We start from the raw sequence: 22,412 nt of genomic DNA on the forward strand, positions 1-22,412 counted from the left end.
GCCGTCCGCACCCGGACCGACCGGGTGGATCGCTCTCACCGTCCAGGGCAACGCGTTGACCAGCAACATGATCGCGCCGTCGGTCCGGCTCAAACGGCTACCACGTCCCGGCGAGCTACGGGCCGAACGTCTACCCGGTCCCGCCCGGGCGCTGGCACGTCGACATCCACTGCAGCTGGCTGCGGCACTACGGCGAGGCCGCCCTCGAGTGCGACGTGGCCGAGGGAGACACGGTGCCGGTGTTCTACGCGCCGCCGTACCACATGTTCCGGGGCGGCGAGATCGGCTTCCAACGCCAGAGGCGGCGCGGGGTGCTCGGGCTGCTGCTGAGCCTGGCCCTCGTCCTGGTCGTGGTCGTCGTCGCGATCGTCCTGCAGCTCTGACCCGAGTCCCGACCCCGAGGAGATGTGCCCATGAGCGACCACCAGGTGATGTTCACGCTGGACGATTCCGAGCAGGTCACCCACTGGTACAACATCGTGGCCGACCTGCCGACCCCGCCCCCACCGCCGCTGCACCCGGGCACCCGGGAGCCGGTGGGACCGGACGACCTCGCGCCGCTCTTCCCGATCGAGCTGATCATGCAGGAGGTGACCGGCGAGCGGTACGTCGAGATCCCCGGCCCGGTGCTCGAGGTCTACCAGCAGTACCGGCCCAGCCCGCTCTTCCGGGCCCGGCGCTGGGAGGCGAAGCTCGGCACCCCGGCGCGGATCTACTACAAGTACGAAGGCGTCTCGCCGGCCGGATCCCACAAGACGAACACGTCGGTGCCGCAGGTCTACTACAACTCCCTGCACGGCGTACGCCGGCTGACGACCGAGACCGGGGCCGGCCAGTGGGGCACGGCGCTGGCCTACGCGTGCGCGCTCTTCGACGTCGAGTGCGAGGTGTGGCAGGTCGGGGCGTCGTACGACACGAAGCCCCAGCGGCGCACGCTGATCGAGGTCTTCGGCGGGACCGTGCACCGCTCCCCGAGCCGACTGACCGAGTCGGGCAAGGCGTTCCCCGAGAGCCACCCCGGCTCCCTCGGCATCGCGATCTCTGAGGCCGTGGAGGTCGCCGCCCAGGACCCGACCTCGAAGTACGCCCTCGGCTCCGTGCTCAACCACGTGCTCCTCCACCAGACCGTGATCGGGGAGGAGGCGCTCAAGCAGCTGGCGAAGGCCGGCGAGTCCGGCGCCGACCTGGTGGTCGGCTGCGCAGGCGGCGGCTCCAACTTCGCGGGCCTGGCGTTCCCGTTCCTGCGCGAGAAGCTGGCCGGCAGCCAGAGCCCCCGGATCCTCGCCGTCGAGCCGAGCTCGTGCCCGACCCTGACCCGCGGCGAGTACCGCTACGACTTCGGCGACACCGCGGGCCTCACGCCGCTGATGAAGATGTACACGCTCGGCCACGACTTCGTGCCGTCGCCGATCCATGCCGGCGGGCTGCGCTACCACGGGATGGCGCCGCTGGTGTCGCACGCCGTGCACGAGGGCCTGATCGAGGCGACCGCGCTGCACCAGACCGAGTGCTTCGAGGCCGCGATCGAGTTCGCGCGCACCCAGGGCGTCGTACCGGCACCGGAGTCGTCGCACGCCCTGGCCCAGGTCCGCCGCGAGGCCCTCGCCGCGGCCGAGTCCGGCGAGGAGAAGGTGATCGTCGTCGGGCTCTCGGGCCACGGGCTGCTCGAGCTCGGGGCGTACGACGCGTACCTCGGCGGCCGGCTCGAGGACGACGCACTGTCCGACGACGCCCTCGCCGCCGCGCTGGCGGGGGTGCCGCAGGTCTGACCCCCTGGCTAGGACCGCTTCACGAAGATCGTCTTCGTGTAGGTGTGGCGGTTGATCTCGAGCTTGAGGCGGACCGACTCGCGACCCTCCGCCTCGCCGTCGCGACGAGTCGGGATCCTGATCACGAACGAGCGCTCGCCGGCGTGCAGCTGGTCGTAGACGAACGCGTGCAGCGACCACAGGGTCACGTCGGGGTCCACCTGACCCGCGTGCGCGAGGACCCACGACGTGGGCACGTCACCGGCGGTGAGCGCCGGCGCCGGGCTGCGCACGACGGTGCCGTTGACGAACAGGTCGTAGTCCACCGGCTTCGAGATCGCGACCTTCCACTCCGCCGGTGAGCCCTCGACCACGCTGCGGTGCACCGGCGTCACGGTCAGCCGCGGGGTCGGGTCGTCGTCGAGCACGGTCAGCCGGCCTGCCCACGCGTCGGTCATCACGTTGCGCGTCGCCCAGGCGACCACCTGCGTGACCGACCTCGGGTAGTCGTCACGACGGTCCGGCACGTAGCTGATCGGGATGCTGCCCGAGGTCTGCCCCGGTGCCAGGTCGACCGCGAACCGCTGGACGTCGCCGCGCTGCTGGCCCGAGGTCATCACCGAGATCCGGGCCGGCCGGGTCAGGTCGCCCACGATCTCGAAGGGCAGCTCCGCCGTGGTGGGTCCGCGCCCGTCGCCCTCGTCGATGCGTGCCGTGGCGATGTCGACGGTCGCCAGCCGCACGTCGGGCACGGCGGGCAGCGTCGTCGGCGCGGCGCCCAGGTCGACGACCCACACCCGGCCGCGCGGGCTCTCCGCGACGAGGTCGACCCGGACCACCCGGGTCAGGTCGACGCCGGTTGCGGCGGACGGGTCGACGGCGAGGGTCTGCGCCCAGAGCTTCTTGACCGGCGTGCCGGCGCCCAGCCCGGGCACGGTGCCACCGCCCGCGGGGGCCAGGAGCGCGCTCGCCCCGTCGGCGTCGGTGATGCGCACCCGGAGGTCCGGGTCCGGCTGCAGGGGGTCCACGATCGTCCGGAGCTCGAGCCGCCCGGCGCTCAGGTCGAGCGGGTCGTCGAGCACCATGCCGCCGGTCTGGCCGGCGCCGGTCCACGACATCTCGAAGAACCGCCGGGTGGGAGTGCCCTCGTACTGCTCGGGCCAGTGCGGCCGCACCTCCTCGTAGGTGGTCCCCCGCGCGCAGGAGGCGATCTTCTCCGAGACCACGCCCTGGCAGAAGCGGGTCGTCGCGCCGTCGGGCAGGGAGAGGCCGGCGGTGAGGCCGGGCGTGCGGAGGTCGCGGCCGCCGCCGATCGCGTGGCTGAGCACCTGGGCGTCGCCCGTGGAGGCGACGCGGGCCCGGGAGCCGTCGAACATCGGCAGCAGGTCCTGCTCGTCCTCGGTGAAGAGCCGGACCGCGCCGGCGACGTACGTCGTACCGACGGACTGCTGCTCCTCGGGGGACAGCCGCTCCGGGTTGTCCTCGCCGCACGCGGCCTGCGGGTCGCCGTACCAGTCGTCGTTGGCGGGCGCCTGCGCGATGCCCGGCGTCCACTCGGTGTTGAAGAAGTTGTGGTTGGCACCCATCACCAGGACCGAGCTCTTCAGCGACGTGTCGCCGGCGGTGAGGTCGCGCGCGGTGTCGGTGAAGCGTTGGCCCTGGAGGTCGCTGACGTCGCCGTCGCAGAAGGGCAGCAGCGTCACGGTCGGCACGTACGCCGCGGTCTGGGTGCCGAAGTCGGTCGGCGCGATCAGCACCTGGCCGACGATCCGGTACGGCGCGCTCAGCGGGATCTCGATCGACGCCCGGTCGACGCCCTCGCCGCCCCGGCTGTGCCCGACGAGCACGACGCGGCCGCGGTCGACCTGGTGCGCTGCCGCGATGTCGGCCCAGTGGTCGAGGTGCCGCTCGACGATCGCCGCGCGGGCGTCCGCACCGCCGTCGGCGAACCGGTAGTCCTGGGCGTTGATGCCGTTCACCCGCACCGAGACCGTGGTGAAGCCCTGGGAGGCGAGCACCTGCTGGATGTAGTCGTAGCCGAGCTGGCTCGGGATCTCCTGCAGGGGCGCCTGGCACGGCCAGGCGCCGTCGGCGCCCGAGTCGTTCGGGTCGAAGCAGACGCCGTGCCGTCCGTGGAGGAAGAGCACCAGCGGCCGGGGTCCGGTGACGGCGTCCGCGGCGGGCTCGACCACGTGACCGACCATCTCGATCGGCTCGGGCATGCCGGGCAGCTTCACCGGGTCGAGCTCGTAGTTGCTCGACACCACGTCGAAGTCGCCGGGTGTGGCCGGGTCGACGGGCAGCGTGACGGTGCCGGGGAGGTCGAGCGCCCTGCCCGCACCCCCGGTGACCGGGCGCTGCAGGTCGTGGCCGGCCACGTCGAGCCGGTCGCCCGAGAGCAGCACCCCGAGGGTCGCCGCGGTCGGCCGGGTCGCCGAGGTGAGGACGGTCCGCACGGTGCGCCCGTCGCCGTCGATCGTCGAGACCCCGACCACCGCGCCCTCCGGCCCGACGATCGTCGGGCGGTCGGAGGTGAGCGGGAACCGGGTCGGCGAGGTCCAGGACACCGCGTAGCTGCCCGGCCCGACCTCCCGCACCCGCCAGTCGCCGAGGTCGGCCGGCGCCGCGGGAGCACTCGGGTGCGACGCGCCGCTCCGCGGCGTCGCGGAGACGGGGCCGGAGGCGGCGGTGGCCGTCCCGGTCGCGACCAGCGCGGCGACCACGACCCACCCGAACACACGACGAAGGCTCATCCGGGCATCATGCCGTTCCCACGACCTCGCCGGAGGCAAACGGGCCGGTCCAGTCACCGTCCTCGGGTTCTCCGATAAGCCGACATGTGGCCTGAGACACACCTACGGTCCCGCCATGACCCTCCGGACTCTCAGCGCCGCGCTCGCGATCGCCCTGGCCGGGCTGGTCTCCGCACCCGCCGTCGCCGGCGCCGCTGCGACGCCCCACCACCCGTGCACCCGCACGTCCAGCCACACCTGCATCCGCGGTGGCGAGTTCTGCCCGCAGGCGAGCTACGGCCACAGCGGCTGGGACGCGCGCGGCCACCGCTACGTCTGCAAGGGCGACCGCACGCACCCGCACTGGATGCTGCCCTGACCTGACCCGTCGGTCGGCCGTCCATCGCTTGGCGACGTTTCGGTGACTCGCGCGCTGCCGACCTAGGCTGGTCGATCGTGAAGGCGCTGCTGCTCGAGAACATCCACCCGGTCGCCGTCGAGATCCTGGAGGCCCGGGGCTTCGAGGTCGAGCTCCGTACGGGGTCCCTGTCCGAGGACGAGCTGGTCGACGCGCTGCCCGGCGTGCACCTGCTCGGCATCCGGTCGAACACGCACATCACGCCACGGGTGCTCGACGCCGCGAGCGACCTGCTCGCGGTCGGGTGCTTCTGCATCGGCACCAACCAGGTCGACCTGGTCGACGCCGGCGCGCGGGGCATCGCGGTCTTCAACGCGCCGTACTCCAACACGCGCAGCGTGGTGGAGCTGGTGATCGGCGAGATCATCGCGCTGGCGCGCCGGCTCACCGAGAAGACGCAGAAGATGCACGAGGGCGTCTGGGACAAGTCGGCGAAGGGCAGCCACGAGGTCCGCGGCCGCACGCTCGGCATCGTCGGCTACGGCAACATCGGCACCCAGCTGTCCAACCTCGCCGAGGCGCTCGGGCTGCGCGTGATCTTCTTCGACACCGCCGACCGGCTCGCCCACGGCAACGCCCAGCGGATGCGCACCCTCGACGAGCTCCTCGAGAAGGCCGACGTCGTCAGCCTCCACGTCGACGGACGACCCGGCAACGCCGGCTTCTTCGGCGCCGAGCAGTTCGCGAGGATGAAGCCGCGCAGCATCTTCATCAACGCCGCCCGCGGGATGGTGGTCGACAACGAGTCGCTGCGCGACCACATCCTGTCCGGCCACATCGCGGGCGCCGCGCTCGACGTGTTCCCGGTCGAGCCGAAGGCCCAGGGCGACGAGTTCGAGTCGGTCCTGCGCGGCCTCGACAACGTCATCCTCACGCCGCACGTCGGCGGCTCCACCCAGGAGGCGCAGGAGGAGATCGGCTACTTCGTGGCCGGCAAGCTCGCCAACTTCTCGCTGCAGGGTCGCACCGAGCTCTCGGTGAACCTCCCCGCCGTGATGGCGCCCGCGCTCCAGGCGGGCCACCGGATCGGCTACCTGCACGTCAACGTGCCCGGCGTGCTCGCGGGCGTGAACAGCATCCTGGCCGACTCCGGCGCCAACATCACCGGCCAGTTCCTGTCCACGCGCGGCGAGCAGGGGTACGTCGTCACCGACACCCTCGACCCGCTGCCGCAGGACGCGCTCGCCAAGCTGTCCGAGTCGCCGCACACCATCTGGCTGCGGACCTGGGACGCCTGAGCTGCCCCGGCCCGAGCCGGCGAGGGCCGGGACCCAGCAGCCAGGCCGAGTGGCCGCGCGAGCGAGGAACGAGCTCGCGACCGGCGTACCGAGACTGAGCTGCCCCGGCCCGAGCCGGCGAGGGCCGGGACCCAGCAGCCAGGTCGAGTGGCCGCGCGGCCCGAGCCGGGGAGGGCCCCGTAAGGTCGGGTCATGGGGAGCGTGCGCGAACGTCTCGGTCACGAGCTCTTCCTGCGCGTCGCCGGTCCGGACGGCGCCACCCACGCGGAGCGGATCCACGGCCGGCCCGGCCCGCGCTGGTTCGAGCCGGACAGCCCGATCACCCGCGTGCACGGTGACGCGTCGATGTTCGTGGGCGGCATCCGGGCGCTGCTCCTCCAGACCCTGCACCCGGCCGCGATGCGCGGCGTCGCCGAGCACTCGGGCTACCGCGGCGACATGTGGGGCCGGCTCGCCCGCACCAGCCGCTTCCTCGCGGTCACGACCTTCGGCCACGCCGACGACGCCCAGCAGGCGGTCGACATCGTGCGCGCCATCCACGAGCGGGTGGCCGGCACGATGGACGACGGCACGGCGTACTCCGCGGCCGACCCGCACCTGCTCGGCTGGGTGCACGTCGCCGAGATCGACAGCTTCCTGCGCGCGCACACGGTCTACGGCAAGGAGCCGCTCGTCGGCGCCGACCGGGACGTCTACGTCGCCCAGACCGCCGAGGTCGCCCGCCGGCTCGGCGTGATCGACCCGCCGACGACCGAGGCCGAGCTGGCGGCCGCGCTGGCGGCGTACCGTCCCGAGCTGCGCGGCACCCCGGAGGCGCGCGAGGCCGTCTCCTACCTCCTGCTCCGGCCGCCGCTGCCGCTGCTCGCCAGGGCGCCGTACGGCGTGCTGGTCGCCGCCGCGATCGGCCTGATGCCGCGCTGGACCCGGCGACCGCTGCGGCTGCCCTGGCTGCCGGTCTCGGAGCGCACCGTCGTCCGGGCCCTGGGCGGCCTCGCCACCGGCACGATCCGCTGGGCGATGACGCCGGCCCGCGACCCGCGGTCTTGAGGAAAGCCTGAAGCTGCCTTGCGGGGCACCCCGGGAAGCCCCGCCTACGATGTGGCCATGCTCTCCCCTGTCCGCCGGAGTCTGGCCGCGCTCGTCGCCCTGCTCGCCCTGCTGCTGGGCGCGCTCGTCGGCACGCCGCCGGTCGTCGCGGCGGGCGACACGGGTGTCGCCTTCGGCACGATCAGGTTCCCGCAGCAGGACAACCCGGGCATCAAGGTGCTGTGGTTCACCCAGGACTGGCGCTACCTCGGCACCAAGACCGCGGTCGGCGGCAGCTACTCGCTCAACCTCCCGGCCGGCTCCTACCATCTCCAGTTCGTCGACCAGCGCCCGTCGTACAAGACCGACAAGTACGCGCCGACCGACATCGCCGTCACCGTGCGGGCGGGTGAACCCCGGCAGAAGAACGTCACCATGAAGAAGGGCGCCTTCATCACCGGCACCGTGAAGACGCACGGCAAGACGGCCAAGAAGACCCGCGTGGTCGCGGCCAACCAGGACCAGTCGTCCTTCGAGACCACGGCGAACAACAAGGGCCAGTTCGCGGTCGGCGGGTTGCCGGAGGGCAAGTACTCGCTCTTCACCTACGACCACCGGCACCTCTACGTCGACAAGAGCACCTACGCGGGCAAGCTGCAGCCCGGCGGCTCGGCCAACGTCGCGATCAACCTGACGAAGAAGGCCGGCAGCCTCCGCGTCTACGTCTTCACCTCGGCCAACGGCGTCAAGAAGCGGGCCTCCGGCAACCCGGTCGTCACCGCGGTCAGCAAGGCGACCGGGCAGTTCTGGAGCGCGAAGGTCAGGGCCGGCGACGTCGTCTTCCAGGGCCTCTACCCCGGTAGGTACACGCTCGTGGCCAACGGGTTCGGCGTCTGGTTCGGCCGGACCGGCGTCATCGAGGGCGCGAACGTCCGGGCCGGCAAGGCCGACTTCGGGACGTTCACGTACACGAAGCGCGGCGGGTGGGTGAGCGGCACCGTCGTGGACGGCGGCTCCGACGACGGCAGCGACTTCCCGATGAAGGACTCGGTGGTGAGGCTCTTCGACGCCGGCGGCGCCGAGCTCACGTCGACGACCGCGGACGACAACGGGCACTTCACGCTCAGCGGGCAATTCGGGACGATGGACGGCCTGACCGTCACCGTCGACCCGAACCCCAGCGGCGGCGGCTGGGCGACCGCGGCGCCGCCCGACAACTACTGCCAGTTCGTCCAGGGCTCGGCCGCACCGGTCTCGATCACGCTGGGGCAGGGCACCGACGTCGGCGCGGTGCCGTTGCCGCGATCGACCGCGAGCGGCCAGCCGACCCAGTGCCTCCCGAACTGACCGGGCCCGCTCGCCCTTTCAACAACCTTGAGCGAACCCTCGCGCTTTCTTGAGGGAGACCGAAGGTGGGCTCCCTAGGCTCGTGGCCATGCCCGGAACTGCCCCCCGCACCGCCAGCGTGCTGATCGTCGTCGCGGGCATGCTCGCCTCCCTCCTGATCTCGCTCGGCCAGGCACCCGCGGCCGACGCCGCGGCGTCGGCCGGTCGGGTCCGCGGCTACGTCCTCGCACCGCACGGCGCGAGGCCGCTGCTCAAGGTCTCGTGGTTCACGGCCGACTGGACCTACCTCGGCTCGCGGGCGGTCTCCCGCGGCGGCGCGTACTCGCTGTCGCTGCCGGCGGGGACCTACCGCCTCCAGTTCGCCGACAAGCGGCCGTCGTACGACGTCACGAAGCTCGCGACCACGGACGCGACCGTGGTCGTCCGACCCGCGCGCACCGCGGTCAAGAACGTGCGCATGCAGCGCGGGTCCGCCATCACCGGCACCGTCCGGACCGGCGGCAAGCCCGGGTCCAAGGCCACCGTGATCGCGGCCAGCAAGGACGAGCGGTCGTTCGCGACCGTGGCCAACGCGCAGGGCCAGTTCGCGATCGGCGGGCTGCCCCGGGGCAGCTACTCGGTCTTCACCTACGACCACAAGAAGACCTACGTCGGCAAGAGCACCTTCGTGCGCCGGATCGGGCCCGGGCAGCCGCAGAACGTCGCCGTCCACCTGACGAAGCGCGCCGGCGGCCTGCTGGTCGACCTGTACGCCGGGGACCGGGCGGTCGGCGGCACGGTCGTCGTCACCGCGGTCAGCAAGGTGACCGGCCAGTTCTGGACCACCAAGGCCCGCGGCGGGACGGCCGTCTTCCAGGGCCTCTACCCCGGCCGCTACCGACTCGTGGCGCCCGGCTACGGCGACTTCCTCGGCCGCACCGGCGATGTCGCGAACGGCCAGGTCCGCCCGGGGCGCACCGCCTTCGGCAGCTTCCGGCTGACCCAGCACGGCGGCTCCTTCACGGGCCGACTGGTGGCCGCCGACGACGACTCACCGGTCGGCAGGGCCACCGTCCGGCTGTACGACGCCGGCGGCGCGATCATCGCCGCGGCGACGACCGCCGCGGACGGCACCTTCCGGGTCGGCGGCCGGCTGGCCACCTCGAAGGGGATCAGCCTGGTCGCCTTCGACTCCGCCCACCTGGGCTTGTTCGACACCCTCACGGTGCCGGCCCTGTCGATCAAGGCCGGCCAGACCAAGCGGCTCGGGGACCTCGTGCTGCCGACGTTGCCGTCCGCTGCGGTCTCCGGCTACGTCGTCGACGCGTCCAACAAGGCGATCAGGCTCGCCGGGGCGACCGTGCGGCTGCTCGATGCCAGGGACGTGGTGATCGCGACGACGACGAGCGACGACGACGGCGGGTTCCTGATGGACGAGCGGCTGGCGGCCCAGAGCGGGGTCACGATCCTCGTGCAGCCCGGGGGCACCAGCGACTACCTGGGCGACCCGGCGACCCGCTGCGAGTACACCTCGACCAAGCACGGCGGGATCGTCCTCGAGACCGACGTTGAGCGCGACCTCGGGCCGGTCGGGATGACCCGCAAGGCGCGCGGCACCTGCCTGGCGCCGATCGGGGACCCCGTCACGCACTGACCATGTCGGCGTCGCCCCAGAACGCCTTCATGCTGGTGATCAGGCCGTCGTCGTCGAAGGTCATCACGTCGATCGGCGTCACCGTGTAGGTCTGCTCGCCGACGTGCGTGCCGACCTCGAAGTGGAACGCCGCCGCGCCGCCCGCGATCCGCACGGTCACCAGCCGGGTGTCCTTCTCGAGGCCGTCGAGGCCCGCGTAGAACGCGCGGATCCCGTCGCGGTCGGACAGCACCTCCGACCCGACCGGGTCCTCGACCGTCGCGCCCTCGGCGTACAGCGCCACGATCTCCTCGGACGTGCCGGACCCGACCAGCTCGACGTAGCGGTTCACGACCTCACGGATGCGCTCGGGGTCCGCGGCCATCGTCTCCTCATTTCTGTAACACGTTCTCGTTGTCCGGCCACCGTAGCGGCCCGGGGCCCGGACGGTCTTGAATGTCCGCGTGGACCTGCTGCCCGCCTGGCCCCTGCCCGGCGCCCGCGAGCTCGGCGCGCGTCTCGTCGCCTCCTACGACCACCCCGACCGCGGCTACCACGACACCCAGCACCTGACCGAGGTGCTCGAGCGGATCACCGAGCTGTCCGCGCACGGGGCGGCGTTCGACCGGATGCCCGTGCTGCTCGCCGCGTGGTTCCACGACGGGGTGTACGACGGCCGGTCCGACGCCGAGAAACGGTCGGCCGCCTGGGCCGCGGAGGCGCTGCCGAGCCTGGTCGAGCCGGCGGTCGTCGACGAGGTCGTGCGGCTGGTGCTGCTCACCGAGCACCACCGCCCCGCCGACGACGACGGCAACGGCTGCGTGCTCTCCGACGCCGACCTGGCGATCCTCGCGGCCCCGGCCGAGCGCTACACCGAGTACGTCGCCTCGGTGCGCACCGAGTACGCGCAGGTGCCCGACGACCTGTTCGCGCTGGGTCGCGCGGAGATCCTCCGCGACCTGCTCGCCAAGCCGCACCTCTTCCACACGGAGCACGCCCGGGACGCCTGGGAGGCGGCCGCGCGGGCCAACGTCGAGCGCGAGCTGGCGGCGCTGGCCGGGTAGTCCCTGACGAAAGCGGGGTCGGATCGGTCGGGCGACCCCGCGTTCGTCAGGGACTACCCTTCCGACGCCGCAGACCGGAGGCGATCAGGCGGGACACGATCTCGCGGGAGGAGACCGGGGTGGCGCCGGCGGCGACGACCTGGTCGTACCACTCGGACGGCACGTCGTAGTGGTCCCGGTCGAAGCCGCGCTGGGGGATGCCGAGCGTGGCAGCGAAGGCGTGCAGCTCGTCGTACGACGCGTCGCTCGCCAGGTGGGACCAGAGCCGGCCGTGCCCGGCCGCGTTGGGCGGGTCGATGTAGATCGTCATCCGGCGGGGCGCGCCGCCCGCTCCGTCTCCCTGTCGACGGCGGCGTCGAGCAGCAGCCGCCAGGAGCGCACGTGGCCGGCGTCGACGTAGGCCTTGACGGACCCGCCCGGTCGCGCCTGCGGACCGAGGTGGAACTGCCGGACGCCGGCCCTGACGAACCACGGCACGTGCTCGGCCAGCAGCCCGGCGCCGGGCAGCAGCAGCCGGGCGAACGCCGGGTCGGCGGCTGCGACCGCGAGCAGGTCGTCGTACCCGACCTCGAGGCCTCGCGGCGAGCCGGCGGAGCGGACGCCCACCAGTCCGGGCAGGCCCACCAGGCGGCGCCAGGAGCGCTGCGGCTCGAGGGTGTCGTCGATCGCCGGGCCGAACGTCCACGGGACGCCGGGCAGCCGCGACGCGAGATGCGTGCAGACCTCCACGTCGACCTCGAGGTCGGCGTCGAGGAAGCCGAACGAGACACCCTGGGCGCCGCAGCCCAGGTAGTCCTCGGCCAGTCCGACCAGCCGGGTCAGCTCACCGCCGGTGGTGGTCCAGGAGTCGTTGAGACGCAGCAGCACGAAGACCGGCAGGTCGCTGTCGCGGCAGACGGCCGAGACGATCGCGGGCTCGGGGGACATCTCCACCACCGGTCCCGGTGCGGCGAGGTGCAGACGGTCGGCACCGCCCTCGGTCGCGCCGGGTACGTCACGCGGGTCGAGGACGGCCACCTCGAGCAGCGCCGGGCTCATGAGGGCATCGTAGGACGCGCGGACCGCCCACGGGCGTAGCCGCCCCGGGGGCATGATGGGGGAATGGACGACACCCTGCTGTTCGACGCGCGCGCCCGCGTGCTCTCCGACCTGCAGGCTCGCCACCACGCGACGGCGGCTGCGGTCTCGGTGCTCGAGGACGCGGTCGCGCAGCGCAAGTGGTGGGCGGAGCAGTGGCCGGAGGGCACGGAGTACATCGCCGGCCTGGTCGCCCAGGACGTGCAGGACGCGCTCTTCGAGTCCGTCGGCCGCTGGCCCGTGTGCCAGGACTGCGGGGACGACGCACCCGTCCACGCGCTGTACATCCAGCCCGACCTCGGCGGTCCCGACCCGGTGTGGGTCTGCGAGGAGACCGGCGACGTCGTCGCACCCCTCGGAGGACTGTGACGTCCCAGCCGCTGGGCCTCGACACGCCGGTCGCGGCCTCGCAGGCTCGGTCGCGCGGCTCGCTCGACCACCATCAGCGGATCCGCTGACGCGCCTCCGCTAGCCTTCGGTGCCCACCTGGAGCCACATGGTGAACCGGTCGGCCCGGTAGACCGTGCGCGAGACCTCGACGACCTTCTCCCCCGCCAGACCTCGCCGCGAGTGCCGCAGCACCGGCCCGCCGACCGCGATCTCCAGCAGCTCGGCCTCGTCCCCCGTCGCCACGTCGGCGTTGATGGAGTCCTCGGCCCAGGTGGGCCGCAGGCCACGCGACTCGAGCGCGTCGTACAGGCTGGTCGGCATCCCGCTCTGCAGGAAGCCGGGGATCAGGATCTCGTTGAGATAGGCGTCCTCCACGCACATCGGTGCCCCGTCGGCCCGGCGCAGCCGGCGCCAGTGGATGACGGCGTCCCCCTCGGTCACATTGAGCGCCCGCGCCACCCCCGGACCCGCCTGCTCGCGCCGCGCGAGGAGGGTCTGCGACTCGGCCAGCAAGCCTCGTCGCGCCATCTCCTCGGTGTAGCTCGTCAGTCGGCTCGCGGCACGCCTCGGGCGAGCCACGAACGTGCCCCGCCCCGGAATCCGCTCCAACAGCCCCTCGACCACCAGGGCATCCATCGCTTGCCTCACCGTCATGCGGGCGACCCCGAACCGATGCACCAGCTCACGCTCGGAAGGTGCAGGTGAACCGGGTGCCGCCCCCGTGACGAGAGCGCGCACGTATTCACGCACCTGGACGTGCTTGAGCGCACGCCCCTCAGTCACCAGCAACTCGTCCACGGTTGAACTGTAGGCAGTGAGAGGCCTCCGCGTCCCCAGATCGGCAGGAACGCGCGCACCGGAGTGTCGAATATTCGGATCTGTGGAGGTCGGTGCCGGGCGTCACTCGGTCGCGATCGCCCGCAGCACGTCGAGCCTCGCGGCCCGCCGAGCGGGGAAGATCGCAGCCAGCACACCGATCACGACCGACAGCACCAAGAACACCACCAGCTGGGTGAGCGGCACGCTGATGACCTCGAGCCCCTGGTCGCGGACTGCATACATCAACGCAACCCCGAAGCCGGTCCCGAGCACCACGCCGAGGATCGCGCCGAGCACCGCGATCACCACGGACTCGAGCGTGATCATGGTGCGCAGCTGGGCCCGGCTGACCCCGATCGCCCGCAGCAGCCCCACCTCGCGGGTCCGCTCGATGACCGACAGCGCGAGGGTGTTCACGATGCCGAGCACCGCGATGACCAGCGCCAGCCCGAGCAGCGCGAAGATGATCAGCACGAACTGGTCGATCGGCGCGCGCTGCTCCTGGGCGAACTCCCCCTGGTCCTTCACCGTGACGACGGGCAGGTCGGCGACGACCGCGTCGAGCCGGTCCTGGACGCCCGGGGAGTCGTCGGTGAAGAGGATCAGCACGTTGTCGCTGTCGGGGAAACCGGCGTCCGCGAAGTCGCCGGGCGTCAGCAGCACCGGGGCGAACACGACCGGGTTGTCCTCGACGATGCCGGCGACGTCGTAGGTCCGCTCGCCGGCCGGCATGTCGAAGGTGATCTCGTCGCCGACCCCGAGGTCCTCGTCCCCGGCCCAGGTGCGCTGGAGCAGCACCGACCCGTCGGTGTAGTCGGCGGGGTCGCCGTCGGACACGTCGAGCTCCAGCAGGTCGACGTCGCCGGGGTCGACAGCCGACACGCCCTGCCTGTCGCCGTCGCGCTGCCCGGCCTGGAAGCGCTCGCGCACGACGTGCTCGACGCCCTGGACCTGGGCCATCTGGTCGCCGATGGCCGGCGTGAAGGCCGTCCCGATGACGTTGCTGACGACGTAGTCCCCGACGAAGTTCTCCTCGATCGACTTGTCCACGCTGGCCTTCGCGGAGTCGCCGACGATCGCCATCGTGCAGGCCAGGGTGAGCCCGATCATCAGCGCCGAGGCGGTGGCCGTCGTACGACGGGGGTTGCGCAGCGCGTTCTGCCCGGCCAGGTTGCCGACCGTGCCGAAGAGCCGGGCGTACGTCGCGCGGGAGGCCGCCAGGAACGGCCGGCTGATCACCGGGCTCATCGCGGCGACGCCGAGCAGGATCGCGAGGATGCCGCCGCCGGTCTGCCAGCCTCCGTGCGGCAGGTCGGAGAAGAGTCCCAGCGCGAGCACCACGAGGCCGATCCCGGTGAGCGCGAGTCCCCACCAGAGCCGACGCTGCAGCGACGACTCGGGGAGCGCGACGTCGTCGCGAAGCGCCTGCACCGGGGCGATCCGGGTGGTCCGGCGGGCCGGCAGCCAGGCCGCCGCCATCGTGACCAGGATGCCGACGACGTAGGACGCGAGGAACGTGCGCGGCGCGAAGATCAGCGGCTGGCCGGAGAGGTCGAGACCGAAGTTGGCGAAGAGCGCCCGGATGGCCATCGCGAGCAGCACCCCGAGCCCCAGGCCCAGGGTCGCGCCCAGGAGGCCGAGCACGAACGCCTCGAGCTGCACCGACCACAGGACCTGCCGTTTGGAGGCGCCCAGGGCGCGCAGCAGCGCGAGCTCGCGGCTGCGCTGGGCGACCAGGATCGAGAACGTGTTGACGATGAGGAACGCCCCGACCACCAGCGAGATGCCGGCGAAGATCAGCAGGAACGTCGTGATGAAGGAGATGGCCTGCAGCAGGTCGGTGGCCGCCTCGTCGGCGGCGTCGTCGCCGGTCACCGCCTCGACGCCGTCCGGGAGCAGCGGGGCCACGTCGTCGCGCAGCTGCGCCTGGGAGACGCCGTCGGCGGCGGTCACCCAGACGTCGGTGTAGGCGTCCTGCCCGCCGAGGAAGAGCTTCTGGGCGGTCGGGGTGTCGAAGGCGGCGTACGTCGCCCCGTTGAGCGAGCCGCCGCTGGGGAAGCCGGCGACGCCGACCAGGGTCGGCGTGAGGTGGGTCGGCAGCCCGCCACCCTCGCTCAGCGCCGCCGCGGTCGACGGGATGATGTCGACCCGGTCGCCGACCTCGTAGCCCGCGCGCTCCGCGGTGCGCTCGTCGAACACCACCTCGTCGGGCCCGTGCGGCTCGTGGCCCGAGGTGATGGCGAGGCCCTCGAGCCCGTGGCCGGCCGGCGCGTCGGACCAGTTGCCGCCGATCGCCGGCGGCCCGAAGCCGCTGACCACCTTGCCGTCGGCGCTCACGACGAAGACGCCGAACGCGGTGACGTTGCCGTCGACCCGGGCCGCGCCCGGGACCTCGCGCAGGTCGTCGAGCACGCCGGCCGGGATCGTGACCGTGGACGGCGCCCCGTCGGCCGTCGTCCCCCCGACGGGACGCACGACCACGTCTCCCACCGTGGAGGCGAAGAGCGCCGTGAAGCTGCGGCTGAGGGTGTCGGAGAAGATCAGCGAGCCCGCGACGAACGCGACGCCGAGCACGATCGCGAAGGTGCTCATCACGAGGCGCACCTTGCGCCCGAGCAGGCTCTTCAGAGCGGCCCGGATCATCCGGGGTCCCCGCGGAAGTGTGGGCTGGAGGAGCGAAGCGGGGGAAGCCCGCAGTTTCGTGGGGTGGAGATCATGGGGTCTGCTCGGCCATCCGGTTCATGACCTCCAGCACCTGTTCGCGAGTCGGCGCCCGCAGCTCGTCGACCACCCGGCCGTCGGCGAGGAAGACGACCCGGTCGGTGTAGGCCGCGGCGACCGGGTCGTGGGTGACCATCACGACCGTCTGGCCGTACTCGTCGACGCTGCGCCGCAGCAGCTCGAGCACCTCGGCACCGGAGCGGGAGTCGAGGTTGCCGGTGGGCTCGTCGGCGAAGACGATCCGGGGCCGGCTGGCGAGCGCGCGGGCCACGGCGACGCGCTGCTGCTGGCCGCCCGAGAGCTCGTTGGGCTTGTGCTCGAGCCGGTCGCCGAGCCCGACGGTCGCGACCACGGTGTCGTACCACGCCTGGTCGGCCTTGCGGCCCGCGATCGCCATCGGCAGCTGGATGTTCTCCTCCGCCGTCAGCGTCGGCACCAGGTTGAAGGACTGGAACACGAAGCCGATCTCGTCGCGGCGCAGCCGGGTCAGGCCCTTGTCCTTGAGCTGGGTCAGGTCCTGGTCGCCGATGAACACCGAGCCCGAGTCGGCGGTGTCGAGGGCGGCGCAGCAGTGCATCAGGGTCGACTTGCCGGACCCGCTCGGTCCCATGACCGCGGTGAACTCGCCGGCGGCGATGTCGAGCGTGACGTCGTCCAACGCGCGCACCAGCGCCTGGCCGGTGCCGTAGGTCTTGGTGAGGTTGCGGACGCGCGCGGCCGGGGCGGGGGGCTCGGTCATGGGTCCAGCCTCCCGTGCCGCGCACCTGCCGCGCCACCTGAATCCCGGCCGACCGACCCTGACATCCCCCTGATCCGGCTGTCGAACATCTGTTCGATCTCGGGCTATGCTCGGGACATGGACTTCCAGGGTTCGCTCTTCGCGGCGCCTCCCGCCGAGGTGCCGACCTTCGACGGGCTGGAGCGCCGCACCCTCACCCGCGGTGCGTGGGTGGACGTGCACCCCGCGTGGCTGCCGGAGGCCGACGACGTCTTCGAGCTGATGCTGCGCGACGTCCCCTGGAGGGCCGAGCGGCGGCAGATGTACGACCGTGAGGTCGCCGTACCCCGGCTCCTGCACATGTACGGCGCCGGGGACCCGCTCCCCCACCCGGCGCTGGCCCGGGCGCGGGGCGCCCTGTCCGCGCACTACCGCCCCGTGCTCGGGGAGCCGTTCACGACCGCCGGGTGCTGCTACTACCGCGACGGCCGCGACAGCGTCGCCTGGCACGGCGACACCATCGGCCGCGGCAAGACCCAGGACACGATGGTCGCGATCGTCTCGCTCGGCGACCCGCGGCGCCTGATGCTCCGCCCGCGGGCCGGCGGCGCCTCGATCTCGGTCGAGATGGGCCACGGCGACCTGCTCGTCATGGGCGGCTCCTGCCAGCGCACCTGGGAGCACGCCGTGCCCAAGGTCGCGCACGCGGGGCCGCGGGTGTCGGTGCAGTTCCGTCCGCTCAACGTGTTCTGAGCACCGCCCTGCCCGAGCTCGCGAGGGCAGGGAGCTCGGTGCCAGGTCGAGTAGCGCCCGCGACCGACGGAGGAGGTCGCGACGGCGCGTATCGAGACCCAGGTCTCGATACGCTCGCTGGCGCTCGCTACTCGACCACCGAGGAACACGCGGCCGCGACCGACGGAGGAGGTCGCGACGGCGCGTGTCGAGACCCAGGTCTCGATACGCTCGCTGGCGCTCGCTACTCGACCACCGAGGAACACTCGGCCACCGACTCGTCACTCGACTGAGGGACGATTTGGGGCACCGAGGTTGGGTGGTGCCATGGACGCACGCGCAACGATCGGACTCACCGGCCTGGCCGTCATGGGACGCAACCTGGCCCGCAACATCGCCCGGCACGGGCACACCATCGCGGTGCACAACCGCACCACGGCCAAGATGACCGCCCTGATCGAGGAGTACGGCGACGAGGGCGACTTCGTCGGGTCGGAGTCGCTCGAGGACTTCGTCGCGAGCATCCAGCGGCCGCGAGCGATCGTGATCATGGTGAAGGCCGGCGAGCCGACCGACGCCGTCATCGACGAGCTGGTGCCCTTGCTCGACGAGGGCGACATCGTCGTCGACGGCGGCAACGCCCACTTCACGGACACCCTGCGCCGCGAGCAGGCGCTGGTCGAGAAGGGCCTGCACTTCGTGGGGATGGGCGTCAGCGGTGGCGAGGAGGGCGCTCTCCACGGCCCCTCGATCATGGTCGGGGGCTCCGACGAGGCCTACGAGCGGCTCGCTCCGGTGCTCGAGTCGATCGCGGCCGAGGTCGACGGCACGCCCTGCTGCGCACACGTCGGCCCGGACGCCGCCGGGCACTTCGTGAAGATGGTCCACAACGGCATCGAGTACGCCGACATGCAGCTGATCGCCGAGTCCTACGACCTGCTCCGCCACGTCGCCGGGATCGAGCCGGCCGGCATCGCCGAGGTCTTCCGGGAGTGGAACGGCGGCGACCTGGAGTCGTTCCTCATCGAGATCACTGCGGTCGTGCTCGACCACACCGACGCCGCCACCGGGAGGCCGTTCGTCGACGTCGTGAAGGACGCCGCCGAGCAGAAGGGCACCGGACGCTGGACGGTCCAGAGCGCGCTCGACCTCGGCGTCCCCGTCACCGGCATCGCCGAGGCGACCTTCGCCCGCAGCCTGTCCGGCCACACCGAGCAGCGCGCGGCCGCGAGGAAGGTCTTCGACACCGACCCCGAAGGGGCGCCGCTCGAGGACCGCGACGCGTTCGTGGACGACGTGCGCGCCGCCCTCTACGCGTCCAAGGTCGTGGCCTACGCGCAGGGCTTCGACCAGATCGCGGCCGGCAGCGAGGAGCACGGCTGGGGCGTCGACCTCGGCCTGATGGCGACGACCTGGCGCGGGGGCTGCATCATCCGCGCGCAGTTCCTCGACCGGATCAAGGAGGCGTACGCCGAGGAGCCCGACCTCACCACGCTGCTGACCACGGCGTACTTCGCCGAGGCGGTCGAGCAGGGAGCCGACGCCTGGCGCCGGGTCGTCTCGACGGGCGTCGCGGCCGGCGTGCCGATGCCGGCGTTCTCCTCCTCGCTGGCCTACTTCGACGGCCTGCGACGCGAGCACCTGCCCGCCGCGCTGATCCAGGCGCTGCGCGACAACTTCGGCGCCCACACCTACGCGCGCGTCGACCGGGAGGGCGTCTTCCACACCCACTGGTCCGGCGACCTCGCGGAGTCCGAGGTCTGAGGCTTGCCCGGGCCGCCGCGGGGTACCGCCCTGCCATGACCACCACCACCACGACCGAGCCGGAGGAGACAGACTTCGGCCGGCTTCACATCGCCTTCGACAGCCGCGTGCTGCGACCCCGCTCGTGGACCGAGGCCCAGTCCACCTGGGCGGCGGAGATCCTCGCGACCTCCCCGGCGGGGGACGTGCTCGAGCTGTGCTCCGGCGCCGGCCAGATCGGCCTCCTCGCGGTCGCGGACACCGACCGCCGGCTCGTGTGCGTCGACCTCAACCCGGTGGCGTGCGACTACACCCGCCACAACGCCGCCGCCGCCGGTCTGGCGGACCGGGTCGAGGTCCGCGAGGGCGCCATCGACGAGATGCTCCGCGACAGCGAGCGCTTCGCGCTGGTGGTCGCCGACCCGCCGTGGGTACGACGTACCGAGGTCGGCCGCTACCCCGAGGACCCGCTCCTCGCGATCGACGGTGGTGACGACGGGATGGACGTCGCCTGGATGTGCGTCGACGCCGCGCGCGGGCACCTGCTGCCCGGCGGCTCGCTGCTGCTCCAGATCGGCACCGTCGAGCAGGTCGACGCGCTGCGGGACCGGCTCCGCGGCGACGAGCTCGCCGTGACCGAGGTCCGCTGGCACGAGCGTGGGGTGCTCGTGCGAGCCGACCGGGTCTAGCCCTAGGCCGGCCGGAGGTCGGCGGGCAGCACCTTGTGGGTGCCGTCGCACCACGGGAGCGACGAGGACTTCAGGCAGCGGCACACCGCGGACACGGGCCGGGTGGTCCCGTGCGGGACGCCGTCCGGGTCCTCGACCGCGTGGTTGCCGCGGATCAGCATCGGGCCGCCGGGGCAGAGGATGGCGTCCGGGTGGTCGAAGCTCATGCGACGTCCTGGCATTCGGCGGTCAGCTCGGCGGACAGCCAGCGGTCGAGCATCAGCCGGCCGAACCGGTCCTCCAGGTCGAGGCAGGTGAAGGCCCCGAACCACAGGCTCTCCTCGAGCTGCGGCTCCTCCTCGAGGAGGCTGCCGCAGATCGTGCGCACGGCGAGCTGCTCGTGCACGGCGTCGGCCTCGACGTGCTCGGCGTAGTAGTCGACGAGCTCCGCGGGGAACTCGAGCCGTTCCAGTCCCTGCATCATCCGCCGCGACGGCAGCGAGCTGGTCGCCTCGAACGCCGCGAGGTGACCCAGGGCCGCCCCGCGGAACCGCCGGTGCAGGCCGAAGAGCGACATCGCGTTGTTCTGCTCGAGGATCTCGAGCGGCGCCTCGTCGATGTAGGCGCCGTACGACGCGTCGAGGCCGCTGGCCTCCATGCCGAGGGCGTAGAGGTGGTGGTGCAGGCGGTTGGGGTCGCCGTTGCCGTACTCGTCGTACTGCAGCTCCATCAGGGCGGCTTTGGACCGGACGCCCAGTCGCGGCACGACCCAAGCGGTCGGGTCGGACTCCTGGAGGTGGTAGATCGAGCGCACCCGCAGCAGCTCGAGGACCTGGTCGCGGTCGGCGTCGCGGTGCACGTGTGCTGCCAGCGAGACGCCGTCCTGCTCCGCCACCCAGTCGAAGAAGGTCGCGGTGAAGGCACCGGTCGTGGGCGGCCCGGTCCAGCGCTCGCGCAGCCGGTCCTCGAGGTCACGCTCCAGCTCGGCACGCAGCCGCAGCAGGTCCGGGTCCCACTCGCGCTCGTCGTCGACGTCGTCGAAGCCGTGGTGGTGGAGCTCGTAGAGGACCCACAGGGCCAGGGCGGCGTCGGTGTCGTCGGTGCCCGCCGGCGCGGAGGGGACATCGGATCCGGTCAGCAGGCTCTCGAACAGCACCTCGGTCAGGGCGCCTCGGGGACGGGGGATCTTCATGACCTTCCTGTACCCGCCCCACCCGTCCACAACGCCACCCTTTTGGGTCGGGTGGTACGACGGAGGCATGACTCAGAACACGGCCGAGATCAGCGCCACCCCGTCCGGGACGTTCCAGCTCGGCGGCGACCTGCCCGTCGTCCGTCTCGGCTACGGCACCATGCAATTGCCCGGAGAAGGTGTGTGGGGGCCGCCGCGAGACCACGGCGAGGCGATCCTGGTGCTGCGCCGGGCCGTCGAGCTCGGCATCACGTTCTTCGACACGGCCGACTCCTACGGCCCGGAGGTCGCCGAGGCGCTGCTCAAGGACGCCCTGCACCCGTACGCCGACGACGTGGTGATCGCCACCAAGGCGGGGCTGACCCGCCAGGGCCCGGGCGAGTGGACGCAGCTCGGCTTCCCGCCGTACCTCCGCCAGCAGTGCGAGCTGAGCCTGCGCCGGCTCGGCCTCGACACCATCGACCTCTACCAGCTGCACCGCATCGACGACGCGTACCCGCTCGAGGACCAGGTCGGCGAGCTCAAGGCGCTCCAGGACGAGGGCAAGATCCGGCACATCGGGCTGTCCGAGGTGGACGTCGACCAGCTCGAAGCGGCGCAGAAGGTCGCCACGATCGTGTCGGTGCAGAACCGCTTCAGCCTCGGCACCCGCAACGCCGACGACCTGCTCGCGCACTGCGAGGAGAACGACATCGCGTTCATCCCGTGGCGCCCGCTCGCCGACCACGTCGACGGTGATGACACCATCTCGACGATCGCCGAGGCGCACGACGCGTCCGCTGCTCAGGTCGCCATCGCGTGGCTGCTGCAGCTGTCGCCGGTGATGCTGCCGATCCCGGGCACGTCGAGCGTCGCGCACCTCGAGCAGAACACCGCCGCCGCCGCGATCCGGCTGAGCGACGACGAGATGATGACCCTCAGCGCGCTCTCCTCGTCGGCCGAGTAGGGAGCCTCGCCGGTCGACTAGGGAGTTTCGCCGGTCGAGTAGCGAGCGCCAGCGAGCGTGTCCCCGTCGGTCGAGTAGCGAGCCTCGCCGGTCGAGTAGGGAGTTTCGCCGGTCGAGTAGCGAGCGCCAGCGAGCGTATCGAGACCCGTGTGGGTCTCGATACGCCGGTCGCGAGCTCGTCCCTCGCTCGCGCGGCTACTCGACCTGGCTGCTGCGTCCCA

Annotated in this window: 22 protein-coding genes; 13 read left to right on the forward strand and 9 right to left on the reverse strand. The window is 72.2% G+C overall.

Annotation, left to right across the window (positions count from 1 at the left end):
- The first annotated feature begins 215 nt into the window (after positions 1-215).
- Positions 216-383, forward strand: coding sequence for a hypothetical protein (locus tag PD653B2_RS25050; RefSeq protein WP_165763491.1), 168 nt, complete (start codon positions 216-218; stop codon positions 381-383).
- A 30-nt stretch (positions 384-413) separates the two neighbouring features.
- On the forward strand, positions 414-1,769 hold the full coding sequence (locus PD653B2_RS14865; protein ID WP_085873166.1) for a TrpB-like pyridoxal phosphate-dependent enzyme: 1,356 nt from the start codon (positions 414-416) through the stop codon (positions 1,767-1,769).
- An 8-nt stretch (positions 1,770-1,777) separates the two neighbouring features.
- On the opposite strand, the gene PD653B2_RS25055 is transcribed toward PD653B2_RS14865, so the two are convergent.
- Complete coding sequence (locus PD653B2_RS25055) at positions 1,778-4,501, reverse strand: hypothetical protein (RefSeq protein ID WP_165763492.1); 2,724 nt, start codon at positions 4,499-4,501, stop codon at positions 1,778-1,780.
- Positions 4,502-4,616: 115 nt separating this feature from the next.
- Between PD653B2_RS25055 and PD653B2_RS14875 the strand changes: the two genes are divergently transcribed.
- The 5 genes from PD653B2_RS14875 (at position 4,617) to PD653B2_RS14895 (ending at position 10,142) form a co-directional block, all read left to right on the forward strand.
- Positions 4,617-4,859, forward strand: a complete 243-nt coding sequence (locus PD653B2_RS14875; RefSeq protein ID WP_085873168.1) for a hypothetical protein — start codon at positions 4,617-4,619, stop codon at positions 4,857-4,859.
- A 77-nt stretch (positions 4,860-4,936) separates the two neighbouring features.
- A complete protein-coding gene (gene serA, locus PD653B2_RS14880) occupies positions 4,937-6,136 on the forward strand; it encodes a phosphoglycerate dehydrogenase (protein WP_085873169.1) in 1,200 nt (399 codons plus the stop codon).
- A gap of 192 nt (positions 6,137-6,328) precedes the next feature.
- Positions 6,329-7,183, forward strand: coding sequence for an oxygenase MpaB family protein (locus PD653B2_RS14885; protein ID WP_085873170.1), 855 nt, complete (start codon positions 6,329-6,331; stop codon positions 7,181-7,183).
- Positions 7,184-7,240: 57 nt separating this feature from the next.
- Positions 7,241-8,509: an MSCRAMM family protein gene (locus tag PD653B2_RS14890; RefSeq protein ID WP_085873171.1), complete on the forward strand. Its 1,269-nt coding sequence runs from the start codon at positions 7,241-7,243 to the stop codon at positions 8,507-8,509.
- Between the two features lie 88 nt (positions 8,510-8,597).
- Complete coding sequence (locus tag PD653B2_RS14895) at positions 8,598-10,142, forward strand: carboxypeptidase-like regulatory domain-containing protein (protein WP_133059002.1); 1,545 nt, start codon at positions 8,598-8,600, stop codon at positions 10,140-10,142.
- Here PD653B2_RS14895 and PD653B2_RS14900 read toward each other — a convergent pair.
- The gene (locus tag PD653B2_RS14900; protein ID WP_085873173.1) at positions 10,132-10,506 is read right to left on the reverse strand and encodes a nuclear transport factor 2 family protein; all 375 of its coding nucleotides are present in this window, start codon (positions 10,504-10,506) and stop codon (positions 10,132-10,134) included. The genes PD653B2_RS14895 and PD653B2_RS14900 overlap by 11 nt on opposite strands.
- A gap of 79 nt (positions 10,507-10,585) precedes the next feature.
- On the opposite strand from PD653B2_RS14900, the gene PD653B2_RS14905 reads away from it, so the two are divergent.
- Positions 10,586-11,185, forward strand: coding sequence for a hypothetical protein (locus PD653B2_RS14905; RefSeq protein ID WP_085873174.1), 600 nt, complete (start codon positions 10,586-10,588; stop codon positions 11,183-11,185).
- A 46-nt stretch (positions 11,186-11,231) separates the two neighbouring features.
- Here the strand turns inward: PD653B2_RS14905 and PD653B2_RS14910 are convergent, their stop codons facing one another.
- Together PD653B2_RS14910 and PD653B2_RS14915 are read right to left on the reverse strand one after the other, a co-directional pair.
- Positions 11,232-11,495, reverse strand: coding sequence for a DUF4031 domain-containing protein (locus PD653B2_RS14910; RefSeq protein WP_085873175.1), 264 nt, complete (start codon positions 11,493-11,495; stop codon positions 11,232-11,234).
- Complete coding sequence (locus PD653B2_RS14915; protein WP_085873176.1) at positions 11,492-12,223, reverse strand: copper homeostasis protein CutC; 732 nt, start codon at positions 12,221-12,223, stop codon at positions 11,492-11,494. Before PD653B2_RS14915 ends, PD653B2_RS14910 begins: the two co-directional genes overlap by 4 nt.
- A 63-nt stretch (positions 12,224-12,286) precedes the next feature.
- On the opposite strand from PD653B2_RS14915, the gene PD653B2_RS14920 reads away from it, so the two are divergent.
- Entirely contained in the window at positions 12,287-12,631 is a 345-nt protein-coding gene (locus PD653B2_RS14920; protein ID WP_085873177.1) for a hypothetical protein, read from the forward strand.
- A gap of 99 nt (positions 12,632-12,730) precedes the next feature.
- Here PD653B2_RS14920 and PD653B2_RS14925 read toward each other — a convergent pair whose 3' ends face one another.
- The 3 genes from PD653B2_RS14925 to PD653B2_RS14935 all read right to left on the reverse strand — a co-directional run bounded on the left by PD653B2_RS14925 (position 12,731) and on the right by PD653B2_RS14935 (position 16,931).
- Positions 12,731-13,450, reverse strand: a complete 720-nt coding sequence (locus PD653B2_RS14925; RefSeq protein WP_242665294.1) for a GntR family transcriptional regulator — start codon at positions 13,448-13,450, stop codon at positions 12,731-12,733.
- Positions 13,451-13,552: 102 nt separating this feature from the next.
- Positions 13,553-16,114, reverse strand: a complete 2,562-nt coding sequence (locus PD653B2_RS14930) for an ABC transporter permease (protein WP_085873178.1) — start codon at positions 16,112-16,114, stop codon at positions 13,553-13,555.
- Between the two features lie 70 nt (positions 16,115-16,184).
- Positions 16,185-16,931, reverse strand: a complete 747-nt coding sequence (locus PD653B2_RS14935) for an ABC transporter ATP-binding protein (RefSeq protein WP_085873179.1) — start codon at positions 16,929-16,931, stop codon at positions 16,185-16,187.
- A gap of 117 nt (positions 16,932-17,048) precedes the next feature.
- On the opposite strand from PD653B2_RS14935, the gene PD653B2_RS14940 reads away from it, so the two are divergent.
- The 3 genes from PD653B2_RS14940 to PD653B2_RS14950 all read left to right on the forward strand — a co-directional run bounded on the left by PD653B2_RS14940 (position 17,049) and on the right by PD653B2_RS14950 (position 20,074).
- On the forward strand, positions 17,049-17,663 hold the full coding sequence (locus tag PD653B2_RS14940; protein ID WP_085873180.1) for an alpha-ketoglutarate-dependent dioxygenase AlkB: 615 nt from the start codon (positions 17,049-17,051) through the stop codon (positions 17,661-17,663).
- Positions 17,664-17,969: 306 nt separating this feature from the next.
- On the forward strand, positions 17,970-19,406 hold the full coding sequence (gene gndA, locus PD653B2_RS14945; protein WP_085873181.1) for an NADP-dependent phosphogluconate dehydrogenase: 1,437 nt from the start codon (positions 17,970-17,972) through the stop codon (positions 19,404-19,406).
- A 35-nt stretch (positions 19,407-19,441) separates the two neighbouring features.
- Positions 19,442-20,074, forward strand: coding sequence for a methyltransferase (locus PD653B2_RS14950; RefSeq protein ID WP_085873182.1), 633 nt, complete (start codon positions 19,442-19,444; stop codon positions 20,072-20,074).
- Between the two features lie 2 nt (positions 20,075-20,076).
- Here the strand turns inward: PD653B2_RS14950 and PD653B2_RS14955 are convergent, their stop codons facing one another.
- Together PD653B2_RS14955 and PD653B2_RS14960 are read right to left on the reverse strand one after the other, a co-directional pair.
- Positions 20,077-20,280, reverse strand: a complete 204-nt coding sequence (locus tag PD653B2_RS14955; RefSeq protein ID WP_089503978.1) for a CDGSH iron-sulfur domain-containing protein — start codon at positions 20,278-20,280, stop codon at positions 20,077-20,079.
- Positions 20,277-21,245, reverse strand: a complete 969-nt coding sequence (locus PD653B2_RS14960; RefSeq protein WP_085873184.1) for an iron-containing redox enzyme family protein — start codon at positions 21,243-21,245, stop codon at positions 20,277-20,279. The genes PD653B2_RS14955 and PD653B2_RS14960 overlap by 4 nt, the downstream gene beginning before the upstream one ends.
- Positions 21,246-21,312: 67 nt before the next feature.
- Between PD653B2_RS14960 and PD653B2_RS14965 the strand changes: the two genes are divergently transcribed.
- The gene (locus tag PD653B2_RS14965; protein ID WP_085873185.1) at positions 21,313-22,191 is read left to right on the forward strand and encodes an aldo/keto reductase; all 879 of its coding nucleotides are present in this window, start codon (positions 21,313-21,315) and stop codon (positions 22,189-22,191) included.
- Positions 22,192-22,412: the final 221 nt, after the last annotated feature.

The sequence above is a fragment of the Nocardioides sp. PD653-B2 genome, from assembly GCF_002117935.1.
Classification (GTDB): Bacteria; Actinomycetota; Actinomycetes; order Propionibacteriales; family Nocardioidaceae; genus Nocardioides.

Bases quoted from the DNA above. Each gene is read 5' to 3' on its own strand.
- PD653B2_RS14865 (WP_085873166.1), top strand. From the start codon at position 414: ATGAGCGACCACCAGGTGATGTTCACGCTGGACGATTCCGAGCAGGTC.
- PD653B2_RS25055 (WP_165763492.1), bottom strand. From the start codon at position 4,501: ATGAGCCTTCGTCGTGTGTTCGGGTGGGTCGTGGTCGCCGCGCTGGTC.
- PD653B2_RS14875 (WP_085873168.1), top strand. From the start codon at position 4,617: ATGACCCTCCGGACTCTCAGCGCCGCGCTCGCGATCGCCCTGGCCGGG.
- PD653B2_RS14885 (WP_085873170.1), top strand. From the start codon at position 6,329: ATGGGGAGCGTGCGCGAACGTCTCGGTCACGAGCTCTTCCTGCGCGTC.
- PD653B2_RS14890 (WP_085873171.1), top strand. From the start codon at position 7,241: ATGCTCTCCCCTGTCCGCCGGAGTCTGGCCGCGCTCGTCGCCCTGCTC.
- PD653B2_RS14895 (WP_133059002.1), top strand. From the start codon at position 8,598: ATGCCCGGAACTGCCCCCCGCACCGCCAGCGTGCTGATCGTCGTCGCG.
- PD653B2_RS14900 (WP_085873173.1), bottom strand. From the start codon at position 10,506: ATGGCCGCGGACCCCGAGCGCATCCGTGAGGTCGTGAACCGCTACGTC.
- PD653B2_RS14910 (WP_085873175.1), bottom strand. From the start codon at position 11,495: ATGACGATCTACATCGACCCGCCCAACGCGGCCGGGCACGGCCGGCTC.
- PD653B2_RS14915 (WP_085873176.1), bottom strand. From the start codon at position 12,223: ATGAGCCCGGCGCTGCTCGAGGTGGCCGTCCTCGACCCGCGTGACGTA.
- PD653B2_RS14920 (WP_085873177.1), top strand. From the start codon at position 12,287: ATGGACGACACCCTGCTGTTCGACGCGCGCGCCCGCGTGCTCTCCGAC.
- PD653B2_RS14930 (WP_085873178.1), bottom strand. From the start codon at position 16,114: ATGATCCGGGCCGCTCTGAAGAGCCTGCTCGGGCGCAAGGTGCGCCTC.
- PD653B2_RS14935 (WP_085873179.1), bottom strand. From the start codon at position 16,931: ATGACCGAGCCCCCCGCCCCGGCCGCGCGCGTCCGCAACCTCACCAAG.
- PD653B2_RS14940 (WP_085873180.1), top strand. From the start codon at position 17,049: ATGGACTTCCAGGGTTCGCTCTTCGCGGCGCCTCCCGCCGAGGTGCCG.
- gndA (WP_085873181.1), top strand. From the start codon at position 17,970: ATGGACGCACGCGCAACGATCGGACTCACCGGCCTGGCCGTCATGGGA.
- PD653B2_RS14950 (WP_085873182.1), top strand. From the start codon at position 19,442: ATGACCACCACCACCACGACCGAGCCGGAGGAGACAGACTTCGGCCGG.
- PD653B2_RS14955 (WP_089503978.1), bottom strand. From the start codon at position 20,280: ATGAGCTTCGACCACCCGGACGCCATCCTCTGCCCCGGCGGCCCGATG.
- PD653B2_RS14960 (WP_085873184.1), bottom strand. From the start codon at position 21,245: ATGAAGATCCCCCGTCCCCGAGGCGCCCTGACCGAGGTGCTGTTCGAG.
- PD653B2_RS14965 (WP_085873185.1), top strand. From the start codon at position 21,313: ATGACTCAGAACACGGCCGAGATCAGCGCCACCCCGTCCGGGACGTTC.